This window comes from Rhodothermales bacterium (assembly GCA_034439735.1).
Classification (GTDB): domain Bacteria; phylum Bacteroidota; class Rhodothermia; order Rhodothermales; family JAHQVL01; genus JAWKNW01.
The window spans coordinates 1-13020 of record JAWXAX010000301.1; the positions used below are offsets into that span (position 1 = coordinate 1).

Consider the following 13020-nt stretch of genomic DNA (forward strand, 5'->3'; position numbering starts at 1 on the left):
CCCCCCACCCACCGACGCGAGGTCGAGCTTCTTCGCCACGCGCGACCCGGGCCGGGCGATGCGGCGCATCGGGGAGGCGACAGCGGCGCGGGGCACGGGGCTGGCCTTCTGCACAAAAAAGCGGGTCTTCCCATCCACCAGCACGCGCCGGTCGAGCGGGGCCGTTAGGGCGAAGAACTGGTCGGGCTGCGCCTCCTTGAGCGGCTGGAGGTGGGTTTCGTACCACACCCACGACGTCTGCACCGCCAGCTGCGCCCACTTGATCTGCTGGTTGGCCTTGAGCACTTCGCCCACCTGTTTCCAGGCGGCCTCCATGTACGTCTCCTGGTTTTGCTGGACGACCTTTGTGCCAAAGCCGGCGGCCGTGCGGAAGCGGGGGTCCAGGTTGAGTTCGTGGATCCAGTTGCGGTCCCGCGGCAGCGGGTTGCCCTCGGGGTCCGTGAGCAGGCGCTGCGTGAGGGCGTGCCAGCGGCCGTAGAGCGGGGCCGTGATGAGTGGATCCGGGTTCGAGCGGATGGCTTCAGGCAGATCGGTAGCGGCGGCGTTGGCGGCGTCGGCGGCCTGGCGGGCGTAGTCGTCGGTAAGGTTGATGAAGGCGGCGAGCCGGCGCTGGAAAATATGCGGGTAGGGCTCGTCCCAGGTCTCGTATTTCTGGACATCGGCCAGATCCTCGTCGCCCAGGGTAGCCTCGGGGATCTGCAGTGCGCCGCCGAGTTTCAGGATGCCACCAAGCGCGGGGTCGTCGATGCCCGGGAGGTTGACGCCGGGCTCCTGGACGTCCATCGGCCGGCGGCCGACGCGGCTGTCCATCGGCTTCGGTTCGAGGAGGCGGACGAGGTACTCGAAGTCCCCCACGGTGCTCGTCCGGAAATACCAGCGGTAATAATACGGGTACGAGGTGCCCTCGGGCCGGCCGGCGGCCTCCCAGGCCGACGCCGTCGCACCCGGCGCCGTCTCGGGGTCCATCCCCAACCCGGCGAGCCGGCCGGTCTCGAAGACCGGCATGACAAACGCGTGGTAGCCGGTGTTGGGCTCCAGCTGGCGGGGGCTGAGGAGGCGTGAATAGGCGAGGTCGGGGTCTTCGGCGAGGGTGTCCTCGAACGCGGCGAGCGCGGGTCCGTTTTCGCCGGCGCCCAGGAAGACGTCGCCCTCGGCGGCGATGAGGCCGCGGTTGACGTGGACGTGCGCCCAGGCCCAGAGGGTGTCGGCCGGCGGGAAGACGTTGGGGTCCTCGACGACGACATACGGCAGCGGCCGGCCGGCGACGCCGACGCCGTCGGTGAACTCGTCTTCCTTGAGCACCACCAGGGCGATCCACGGGCGGAGGCGACTGCCGGCGGCGTCCGGCGCGGCCGGCGTGTAGCGCCAGGGGAAGTCCTCGTCGTAAAAATCGATCCCCGGCAGGTAGTTGGCCTCGAAGTTCGTCACCCAGTTCCGGGGCTCGGTCTTCACCACGGCTTTCGCGTCGATGCCGACGATGTCGCCCGGGCCATAGAGCTGGACGGGGCGGGTGACATCCTGCGTGATTTCGCCGCCGTCGAGCGTGTCGCCGGCGATACGGAGGACGACATCGATCGTCGCGCGCGTCGCGCCGGCTCCGCCGTCGTCCGCCTGGGTGATCTGGTTGGCGATGCCCTGCCGCAGCCAGGGCAGGAAGGTGTAAATGCCCAGGTTTTTCATGCCGCCATGCTCAGTTCAAAGTGGGGGATGACGTGCAGTTCGTCCGCGAGAGCAGGGTTGCCGGCGACGGCGTGGTTCATGTACTCGCGCGCCTTCGCCTCGCTGGTGAACACCGCCTGCCCGTCGAACGCGGCGTTGGTGCTGTTAAACGCCACACCGTAGGCCTCCGCGCCAACGACGATCCGGTCCGTAAACGGCTGGAGCTGGGTCTTGCGGTGGTTGGAGAGCGCCGACTTCGTCGTGGCGTTCCCGTGCAGAAAGAGCGTAAACAGGCTCGCCAGAAAACCGAAAAACGGGACGACGTAGCGCTGGTAGTTCGTGTCGATGATGACGGTCTCGTAGCGCACGTTCCGCTCCGTGATCTTGCCGGTCTTGTAGGCCTGGTCCGCCGCGGCCAGCTCCAGGCCGGCGTCTTCGGACTGGAAGGGCGGCTTCGACAGCTTCTCGGCGTCCTTGAAGTCCTGAAACTGGGCGATGGCGAACGACTCCTCCACATCCGCCACCTTCGCCAGCCCGCCGAGCACCTCGACGGTCACGAAGTCCACGTCGCTCGGCTTCTGGCTGCCGATCTTGTTCAGCGTGAGCCCCAGCGGCACGGCCCGCTGCGACACCTTCAGGGTGCCCACGGGGTGAAGCACAAGGGCCTCGTTATCGACGGGCAGCGGACGGAGGGCGACGAGCAGGTTATTCGCGGCCGGCACGACGGCCGTCCAGTTGTCCAGCTTGTCGAGTTCGCCGGCGATAAGCGCCATCACCTGGATGGGCGGCAGCGCGGTGTTTTCGGCCTCGCCCCAGGTGTAATCAAAATTGACCTTGATCGAAAAAAACAGGAGCGACAGTTCGCCGTACCCCTTGGCCCGCCAGGGGGAGGTGCCTTCCAGGGTGAACCGGAGCGAAATGCTCCACAATCCAACCCCAAATACCCGCAGCGAGACACCACCCGAGATCTCGACGATGAAATAAAACGGGTTAAACTGGAAGAGGGCGTCGAAGCCGATCCATCCCTCCACCTTGAAGTCGCTGAATCCAAAAAACAGCTCCGCGTTGGCGCCGAGCTGGACGGTGTTCGATGTGACGGCGAAGTAGGCGGTGACGCCGATCCGGCCGTACGACTCGTTCAGGATATCCACCGAGATCCGCTTCGGCGTCGGGAATGGCAGCGGCGGCGGGGTGAATGACGGGTGGAAGCCGCCGACGGAGACGACGAAGTTGGCGTCGCTCCCCCAGGCGACCAACACCCCCAGCTCGCCCTCGATGGTCATGAAGAGGATGCGGGATTCGAACAGGCCGGCGAAGAAATACGCCCGCTCCTTGTCGAACTCGATCGCACCGATAAAATTCACCTGGAGTTGGACGAGCGCGAACTCTTCGTCCGGCAACGCCACCTTCAGCACGCCCAGGATGGCGATGTTGCCGGGGATTTCGAAGATGACGCCGAGGGTGAGGCTGATGAGCGTCGGCGTCCCCCACCCCAGCTTCGCCATCGGGCCGATGACGAAGATGCCCTCCTCGACCGGGAAAAAGGCCTGCAGGTCCGAGATGATGCGCGGCGCGTTGGCGATCACATCCTCCGGAAACAGCACACTTTCGATGGCGCCGGTGCGCACGCCCTCGACGAGCGGGTCCAGGTTCATCCGCCGGTTGAGCCCCAGGATGCCGCCCACGCCGAGCAACGTAAATCCGAAGCCCAGCTGGAGGCCGGTCCCGAACTCGGCCGTGATGACGATGAGGAGCGAGAAGCCGCTGGACCCGTCCGGCATCCGGGTGGTGATCAGGGCGATGGCCTTGAGCGTGAGGAAGCCGCTGAACTCGAGCTCCAGCGCGCCAGCGTACTCCTCCTTCTCGAAATCGAAATAGAGATACCCGCCCCCCTTCACCACGCCGGCGTCGATGGCCAGGCCCACCCCATTCGGCGGTTTGAAGCCGAGCGAAAGATCCAGCGGACCCAGGTTGCCCGGCTCGAAGGCGGCGTAGACGCCGATCCCGATCTGCTCGACAACAAATGTAATGGGCCCGAGCAGCCCGGTGATGTTGACGCCGGCCTCCAGCTTGAGCTGGTTGTCTGCCCCGACCGGCAGCCCGAGGGTGAGGCGGAATTCGGGGATCTGGATGAAGCCGAGGTCGATATGCGGGTTAAACGACAGCTCGAAGTTCATCGACCCCTCGAAGCCGAACCCGTGTTTGTTCGACCAGGTGACCCCGAGGGGGATGCCGATGCGTTTTTCGGCGTCGCCGAGGATGTTCTGGAGGAAGCCGTCGCCTTCGCCGGCCGTCAGCACCAGCGTCAGCTCCTTCATGCCGAGCTTGAGCAACACCTCCAACTCGCCGCTGACGAATTGCGCCTCGCCGCCGACCGTCCCGCCCTTCCACTCGAGCCGGAGCCCGCCGGGTGATCCGAATAGCAGGAGGGGTTCAGCCGGATGAAAATCCACGGTAAACCCGAAGCCGGCGGAGGGGAAGGTACCGTCCTGGAACGGGTACTTGACGTCGAACGCGCCCGGGCAGATGAGCATGCCGAAGGTGGCGCCGATATCGGTGCCGGCGCGGATTTCGAGGGAGACCTCGTTGCCCAGTTCGTACTGGAGCGGGATGAGGGATGGGATACTCGGCTGGATGACGATGCCCGGCAGCTTGCCGCCGGCGGCGGGCAGGGCCTGGAATTCGACCGACAGCTCAATGGGGACGCCGCCGATCTCGTTGTAATACAACGGGATCTTGAGCCCCGGCATCGGGACCAGGGTGGGCAGGTGTGGCAGACCCGAGTAGGCCAGCGAGAGGGTTTCGTCAACCTTCTGGAACTCCACCGAAAAACCGAGGCCATAAAAAAGGTTCGCCAGAGGCCCGAACAGAAGCGCATAGTTCGGCGCATCGGTCCCCCACCCCGTCACCCCCTGCAGGATCGTCACGGGGTCGGTCAGGAGGTCCGGAATCCGGTCCCAATGGAACTGGGTGCGAATGTGTGGTCCTTTCGGGCCAGAGGCCGGTATGTGCTCCACCGAGACAACATCCAGCGCCGACAATACGCCAGACAGAGCAATTAGCCGGCGGTTCAGGTACTCGACGAAGAGGCACTCGAACAGTCGCTCGCCGATTTCGGCGAGGAACGCGCCGGCGTCCACGCCGGGAGGCGCCTCCGAGAGATTCTGGATGCGGTCGTAGAGGTCTTTCGCCGTCGCGACCAGCGTCAGAATCTCCTCCAGTGTCGGCTCGCCCTCGGCGAGATCCTCCACCTGCCCGACGGCCTCCTCAATGGCCGACGCGAGTTCGAGGTAGGAGTCCGGGATAGCGTCGGCCAGCCAGCCGAGTTTGTACATCAGCGCCTGGAAGCGGGCCAGATCGCGAAAGGCCTCCCTAAGAGGGTCGACCGCCAGGATGAGTTCGCCGGCGATCCGTTGAAACGTGTCCTGCGGTTCGGTCATGCTTGCGGGTAGAAAGTCTGGTAATTGCGGTCGATCTCGAAATGACGTGCGGGATCGATGATGTCGACCAGGATGTAGCGGCACACGGCGCAGAACTCGCGGCCGTCGGTGTGGTCGTCGCGCATCATGCAGGTGCCGGCGGGATGGTAGAGCCCGATGTGGTACGTGGCGCCCCCCGAATACAGCCCGATGATGCGGGGTCGGTTCTTGCTGAAACAATCGGGCAGGTTTACGGCGGCGGTAAAGACGGGGGCCTGCACGGCATTGTCATCCACCACCGCCGGCAACACGGTCAGCGGCTTTTTCTGTGTCGTGATATAGTCCTTGATGTTTTTCGCCACCATCTCGGCATACGGGTAGACATCGGAGCGGACCGATTCCGGCGCCGGGGTGGGGATATAGACCACGGAGCCGGCGGGAAATTCGGCGATGAATTGCGCCGGCTGGATGATGTTCGGGTAGTTAAACAGCGCGCCGGCTTTGAGCTGGACGTGGATCGAGCTGTCGGTTGGCGCAGGGTCCACGATTTCAAGCGGGGCGGACAGTTTGGGGAATTTCCCGAGCGGCTTCGGAAACACGCGAAACCGGAGGTGGACGATGTCCCCTTTTTCGAACGGATATCCATCCCCCTGGCGGAGCGGCAGCAAAAAAACGCCGCCGCCGGTATCCTGGATGGGGAGGTCGAGCACGCCGGCCTTGCGGATGCGGTGCCAGTTCCACTTGATCTGGCCGCCGTCGAAATCGCCAGCGCCATTTTTGGTGTCGGCCTCGAGCGCGAGGTTGCCGTATTCAGCGTCGACATTCAGGCTCGCCGGATCGATGGGAGGGCCGGTATGTTCGCCGTATTCGTCGCCGACGCCGAACGAGTGCGTGAGTTCGTGGGCGAGCAGGCGTCCCCGCTCATTGTCGGATGTGGCCGGCACATCGGCCGTATTAAAGTCAAGTTCGACAGCGTTCAGCCCGGCAACGGCTTTCACCTTCAGCGTGTCGATAATCTGGACAAAAAAATTACCCGTCTCGTTCACGGCGCGCCCCGGGGAAGGGACGACGATGCACACCAGGTCGTAATTGTTGGGTAACGTGCCGTCGGTCCGTTTTGCCCAGAGATCCGCTACGGGCACCAGGCGCGGGTCGCGCAATGAGCGGAGCAGATGGTCCAGGCCGTCGCGCGTCACGCGATCCGAACTATTGAGTCCGATCTGGTTGAATGTGCCGTTGGAAACGGGTTTGCCCACGCGGACGCCCAGCGGTGAATCGACGTCGTTAACGAGGGTGCGCTGCGCCAGCATCCGCCAGCGGTTGATGAGGTCGTCGTCGACAAACGGCGCCGGGTCGACGGTGGTGTTGGTTTGCCACTGGACCTGGATAGCGGCATTCGTGAGCGCCGCCTGGGCCAAGTCGTGCGCGCGCACCGGGAGGCCTACCATGTACAATAACTGCGGTAGGCTCCACAGCCCCACATGGCCGGCCGGCACCGGCTCCGGGGGCAGCATGAATCCGGAGAACGCGCCGACGGAAAACACCTCGGAACGAATCGAGACGCCAATCGACGGGGAAGGAATAAAAGCCGACCAGAAGTTCATCGACGTCGCGAGCACGTCGTACGGGTGGTTCAGCGGGTTCATCTTGAGGAAATGCACGAGCGAGTCGACGTACCCTTCGAAGCGCGTCTTGTCGGCCGGCGTATTGCCGAATCCATCCCCGATAAACAACACATTGGGCACCACCTCGGGGTTGATCGTGCCCGGCCAGCCACCTCCTACGACGATCGAGACGTCGATCGGGTTGGCGGGCGACCAGTCCTGGCCGACGCGCATCGTGGCGCTGGCGCTCCGGGCGGCGGGATCGGCCTGGACGGCGGCGGGAAGTGTGACCGTGATGGTCTCGGTATCACCCGGCACCTCGCCGGCGTCGATCGAGAGCCGGCCGTTGCCGTCGACATGGCCAGGCGGCGTCCAGGCCAACCCGGGAAACAGCGTCATCTCCCCCACCATGCCGTCGTCGAACTGGGCGCGCACGCTGAAGCGATACGGCGTGAGCGCCGGCAGCGCGACACCGAGCGGCCGGACGGTCAGTTCGCCGGGCGTCAGCCAGAGCTTTTCGATGGACTGGTGGACGTGGTACCGGATGATGCGCGACGCGATGAGGTCGCCGGCGGGCGCGTTTCGCGCTTCGACTTCGACGACAAAATTGTCTTTCCGAGGGGTTGGTAATGTGTTAGAAAGCGAACACACGCCGTTCGTCGTGTTGAACGAGATACCCAGACCCGCGATCACATCGCCGGTCTGGATTCCCTTAAACAGGGGCCGGAAGGTGATGGTCGTGTCGTTGTGCGCGGCTAGGTAGGTGCTGGCCAGGACGAAGTTGGCCCCTTCCCGGACGAACAGCCGCGAAGAAAGCAAATTGGCAGAAGCCTGGCCGACGACGACGTGGACATCCACGTCCGCGCCCGACCCCCATTGGATATCCGTGATGGGCATGGATTACCTCTCGGGACAGTCCGGCCGCGCCACTCGGGGTCGCTGGTTGCCGGTGTTTGTAGACGAAGCCCGGTGTGCGGGAACGAACGACAGGTACGAACGCGTGTGGGAAGGGGAAATGCTATGTCGGGCCGCGACGAGCGGTGCTCATATCCCTGTGGGCAATCTACGAACCGCCCGGCAGACGCGCCTCCCCCTCTGTGAATTTTCCTTGCACACCTCCAGGGTCCTCTCACCCGGAGGGGTTTGTGGATAGTGGCGACGAAAATTCCGAGGAGTGGCCATGTGCCGGATCCGCCGGCGCAAGCCTCGCACCACCTTCACCCCCGTCATCCCCAACTCGATTGGGGACCCATTGGCGTTCCCCGACGGGCAGATCGCTTCCAGCAAGCCCTCCACCCCCCGTCATCCCCAACTCGATTGGGGTCCCATGATGTGGATGCACGATATATCGTGCATCCACAAGGTCGACCGAATCAGGTGAGGCCGGGCTACGGCTCTCACCATGACTCGATAAAAAAACCGCGGAATGGCCCTGTGCCGGATCCGCCCGTTGCACCTCGCGTTTCGCATTGGGCCTTTGCATATGGCCCAGGCGCAGAAAATGCACAGCCTATCGTTCTCGAAAACACAAAAAAATTGTATGTCATCCTGAGCGTAGTCGAAGGACCCCCCGAATCACCGCGGAAAGGATGGAAATAAGGGCCTTCACGGTCCGTCGGGAGGTCCTTCGACAGGCTCAGGATGACTCAATTATTTGGGGCTTCGCTAACCTGCCCGGTTTTTCGAGGACATGTATGCCCCCGCGAAGGCGGGGGGACCTCCCGAATCACCGCCGAAAGGATGGAAATAAGGGCCTTCACGGACGGCCGAGGGGTCGTTCGACACGCCCGGGTTTTACAACCCGGCCGGCTCACTTCGGCTTCGCTCAGTGCAGGCGGGATGACGCTGAGTTTAAGTACTTCATCGTGCCAACAACTTCAAAAAAATTACCATATAGATGACAACACCCCCCGGGACTCCCTCCCTGGCCGAGCTTACCTCGCGCGACCCGTCGCACGACGTCCTCCGCCACACCACGCGCTCCCTCCAGCCACTCTTCGAGCCGCGCACCGTCGCCGTCATCGGAGCCACGGAAAAGCCGCACACGGTCGGGCGGACGCTCGTCTGGAACCTCATCTCGAGCCCGTTCGGCGGCACGGTTTTCCCCGTGAACCCTAAGCGACCGAGCATCCTCGGGATCAAGGCGTACCCGACGGTGGCGGATGTGCCGGCGCAGCTGGACCTCGCCGTCATCGCCACGCCGGCGCACACGGTGCCGGGCGTCATCCGGGAGTGTGTCGCCGTGGGGGTCAAGGGGGCCATCATCATCTCCGCCGGCTTCAAGGAGCGCGGCCCCGAGGGCGTCGCGCTCGAACAGGAGGTGCTCGCCGAGGCGCGTAAGGGCGGCCTCCGCATCATCGGCCCCAACTGCCTCGGGGTGATGCACCCGCCGTCGGGGTTTAACGCCACCTTCGCCAGCGCCACCGCCCTGCCGGGCTCGGTGGGGTTCATCAGCCAGAGCGGCGCGCTGTGCACCTCGATCCTGGATTGGAGCTTCCAGGAGAATGTCGGCTTCAGCGCGTTTATCTCGGTGGGCTCGATGCTGGATGTGGGCTGGGGGGATCTGATCCACTACCTCGGCGAGGACCCGAAGACGCGGAGCATCGTCATCTACATGGAGTCGATCGGCGACCCGCGCTCGTTTATGTCCGCCGCACGCGAGGTGGCCCTCAGCAAGCCAATCATCGTCATCAAAGCCGGCCGGACCGAGGAGGCATCGAAGGCCGCCTCGTCCCACACAGGCGCCCTCACAGGCAGCGACGAGGTGCTGGACGCCGCGTTCCGGCGCTGCGGAGTGCTCCGGGTGGAGAGCATCGCGGACCTCTTCCACATGGCGGAGATCCTATCCAAACAACCCCCGCCGAAGGGGCCGCGCCTCACCATCGTCACCAACGCCGGCGGCCCCGGCGTCCTGGCCACCGACGCCCTGCTCGTCAGCGGCGGGAAACTCGCGACGCTCTCGGACGCCGGTCTCGCCCGCCTCAACGAGGTGCTGCCCGACACCTGGAGCCACGCCAACCCGATCGACCTCATCGGCGACGCCTCGCCCAAACGCTACAGCGACACGCTCGCCATCCTGGCCGACGAGAAGGAGAGCGACGGCACGCTCGTCATCCTCTCCCCCCAGGCCATGACATCGCCCACGGACACGGCGAACGCCATTGGCGCCCTGGTGCAGGCCAGCAAACAGCCTGTGCTGGCCAGCTGGATGGGCGGCGAGAGCATAGAACAGGGCGAGAAGCTGCTCAACGCGATGGGCATCCCCACCTTCAGCTACCCGGACACGGCCGCACGGATGTTCACGTACATGTGGCAACACGCCTACCGGCTCCGCGCCCTGTACGAAACGCCCGACTTCCCCGTCCACCCCGGCGAGGCCGCGCCGGCTTCCGACGCCGCCGGCGCGCTGATCGACGCCGTCCATGCCGACGGCCGCGCGCTCCTGAACGAATACGAATCCAAACAGCTGCTGGCCGCCTACGGCATCCCGACCGTCCCGACCCACCTCGCCCACTCGGCCGACGAGGCCGTGGCCCATGCCGGCGCCCTGGGTTACCCCGTCGTGCTCAAGCTGCTTTCCAACACCATCACACACAAAACCGATGTCGGCGGGGTGCAGCTCAACCTGGGCGCCGAGGCGCAGGTCCGCGAGGCGTACGAAACCATCCGGCGGGGGGTGACGGAGAAACACGGTGCGGCGGATTTCCAGGGCGTGACCGTCCAGCCCATGATCCCCCTGAGCGGGTACGAGCTGATCGTGGGCAGTACGATGGACCCGCAGTTCGGGCCGGTGATGCTGTTTGGCACCGGCGGCTCGCTCGTCGAGGTGTTTAAGGACCGCGCGATCGGACTGCCGCCGCTCAACACGACGCTCGCGCGGCGGATCATGGAACGGACGCGGATCGACAAGGCGCTGAACGGGGTGCGTGGCCGGCCGCCCGTGGACCGCGGCGCGCTGGAGCGGCTGATGGTCCGCTTCAGCCAGCTGGTCGTCGAACACCGCCGCATCAAGGAGGTCGAGATCAACCCACTCCTCGCCAGCCACGAACGCCTCCTCGCGCTCGACGCCCGCGTGGTGCTCCATCCACCCGGGACCGACCTCGCCGCGCTCCCCAAGCTGGCCATCCGCCCCTACCCGCAGCAGTACGTCGGCTCCTGGGCGCTGTCCGACGGTACCCCCGTCACCATCCGCCCGATCCGGCCCGAGGACGAGCCGCTGATGGTCCAGCTCCACCGCGACCTCTCCGAGGAAAGCGTCTACTTCCGCTACCTCCAGAGCCTGCCGCTGGCGCATCGGACCGATCACAGCCGGCTCGCCCGCCTCTGTTTCATCGACTACGACCGCGAGATCGCTTTCGTCGCCGAGCGCCTCAACGCGGAAACGCGCCGGCCCGAAATCTTCGCCGCCGCCCGCCTCAGCCGCACGGCTCAACCGGGTGAGTCCGAGATCTCGATCCTCATCCACGACGATTACCAACACCGCGGCGTCGGCTCCGAAATCCTGCGCCGGCTGCTCGACGCCGGCCGGCAGGAAGGCCTGCAACGTATCGTCGGCCAGACCCTCCCCGAAAACCACGGGATGAAGCGCCTCTTCGAGAAGCTGGGCTTCACGGTGAAGTACCTGCAGGATGAGCGGATCGTACTGGCGGAGTTGTCCTTATAAATTGTCATCCCGAGACCCTCAGCCCTGCTTCGCCTGGCTTTCTATTCGAGCATGAACGTATGGTTAGATGACAATATCGTCAGTTCCCATATCCCGAAGTCATCCTGAGCGTAGTCGAAGGACCTCCCGGACGATCGAGAGGCCCTTCGACTGCGCTCAGGGTGACTCGATTTTTTTGGTGTTTCGCTATGGTGCCCGGTTTTCGAGTACGCGTACGGTGGTGAGCTGTTTTACAGGAATTTACGTCCATTATCGAACAGAGTGTTCATTAGCAACGCAGTGAGGGACCTCCTTCCAATGTCTCGCGCCCTACCCATCCTCTACCACCCCGATTATCTCCGCTACAACTTCGGGCCGGCGCATCCCTTCACGCCCGTCCGGCAGGAGATGCTCTTGGACCTGTTCGCCGCCTTCGGCTACCCGCTGGAGTGCACGGCCCCGGAGCCGGCGACGGATGAGGACCTTCTCCGCGTCCATTCCCCGGACTACCTCCGGGCCGTGGCCTCGGCGTCGGTACTGGCCTGGACGCCGGGGATGATGCGGTACGGTCTCGACACACCCGACGTCCCGATCTTCCCGGGGATGGACGAGGCGGGTCGGATGCTGGTCGGCGGCACCCTGGAGGCGGCGCGGATAGTGGCGGATGGGAAGGCCCTGCGGGCGCTCCAACTTGGGGGCGGACTGCACCACGCCTTCCCGGCGCGGGCCTCCGGCTTCTGCGTGTACAACGACCTTGCGGTGGCGATCGATTACCTCTGCGACCGCGGCCTGCGGGTGGCGTATATCGACATCGACGTGCACCACGGCGACGGGGTCCAGTGGATGTTTTACGACCGGCCGGAGGTACTGACGATCAGCCTGCACGAGTCCGGCGAGTACCTCTTCCCCGGCACCGGGATGGAGCACGAACAGGGCACAGAGGCCGGCCTCGGCGCATCGATCAACATCCCGCTTAACCCGGACATCACGCCGGCGGCCTACCTCGCCCGCTTCGAGTCCGTCGTCCCGACGGCCCTGGAGGCCTTCCGACCGGATGTCCTCGTCGTCCAGGCCGGCGCGGATGCGCATTTCAAAGACCCCCTCGCGCACCTGTCGCTCACCACCCACACCTTCGAACGCCTCCACCGGCTGCTGGTGGAGTATGCGGATCGCTACGCCGGCGGACGGGCCGTGTTCACCCTCGGCGGCGGGTACGACCTGGACGCCGCGGTGAGGGTCTGGGCGATCCTGATCCATGTGCTCCAGGGCCGGGCGATCCCCGAACGAATGCCGGAGGCATGGTTGGAGCGGTGGGGAACGGGGTATCCGAGGCGGATGTCGGGGACGTTGCATGACGGGAAGTAAGCCGATAAGCCGGAGAGTTTTGTCAAGCCGTAGCGGAGAGACCTCCCAACGCGTTGTCATCTCGACCAAAGGCCCGATTTCTATCGGGCCGAAGCGGAGAGACCTTCCAACGCGTTGTCATCTCGACCAAAGGCCCGATTTCTATCGGGCCGAAGCGGAGAGACCTCCTGAATGAGGCACAGTGCCATTCTGAAGGAGGTTTCTCCGTTGCGTCGCCGGCAAGCCGGCGTCTTCAGTCGAGATGACATGGCTTTTTTTGACATTCGCAGAGCGGACTCGAGTTACAACGATACAATGCCCGTCTACCCACCCCTCCCCATCGACCCCATCC

Annotated in this window: 5 protein-coding genes; 2 read left to right on the forward strand and 3 right to left on the reverse strand. The window is 64.7% G+C overall.

Going from position 1 to position 13020, the window contains the following annotated elements; translation table 11 throughout:
• From SH809_20865 to SH809_20875, 3 genes are all read right to left on the reverse strand, one after another.
• The coding region (locus SH809_20865) for a hypothetical protein (protein MDZ4702175.1) at positions 1-1680 on the reverse strand (1680 nt) is incomplete at its 3' end.
• Entirely contained in the window at positions 1677-5099 is a 3423-nt protein-coding gene (locus SH809_20870) for a DUF6603 domain-containing protein (protein MDZ4702176.1), read from the reverse strand. The genes SH809_20870 and SH809_20865, both read right to left, overlap by 4 nt.
• Complete coding sequence (locus SH809_20875; GenBank protein ID MDZ4702177.1) at positions 5096-7579, reverse strand: M64 family metallopeptidase; 2484 nt, start codon at positions 7577-7579, stop codon at positions 5096-5098. Before SH809_20875 ends, SH809_20870 begins: the two co-directional genes overlap by 4 nt.
• A 1000-nt stretch (positions 7580-8579) precedes the next feature.
• On the opposite strand from SH809_20875, the gene SH809_20880 reads away from it, so the two are divergent.
• A complete protein-coding gene (locus SH809_20880) occupies positions 8580-11345 on the forward strand; it encodes a bifunctional acetate--CoA ligase family protein/GNAT family N-acetyltransferase (GenBank protein MDZ4702178.1) in 2766 nt (921 codons plus the stop codon).
• A gap of 297 nt (positions 11346-11642) precedes the next feature.
• Positions 11643-12689 (forward strand): acetoin utilization protein AcuC, encoded by a 1047-nt coding sequence (locus SH809_20885; protein ID MDZ4702179.1) that lies wholly within the window; start codon positions 11643-11645, stop codon positions 12687-12689.
• Positions 12690-13020 lie beyond the last annotated feature (331 nt).

Coding starts and splice junctions, on each gene's coding strand:
- SH809_20880 (MDZ4702178.1), top strand. CDS start 8,580: ATGACAACACCCCCCGGGACTCCCTCCCTGGCCGAGCTTACCTCGCGC.
- SH809_20870 (MDZ4702176.1), bottom strand. CDS start 5,099: ATGACCGAACCGCAGGACACGTTTCAACGGATCGCCGGCGAACTCATC.
- SH809_20885 (MDZ4702179.1), top strand. CDS start 11,643: ATGTCTCGCGCCCTACCCATCCTCTACCACCCCGATTATCTCCGCTAC.
- SH809_20875 (MDZ4702177.1), bottom strand. CDS start 7,579: ATGCCCATCACGGATATCCAATGGGGGTCGGGCGCGGACGTGGATGTC.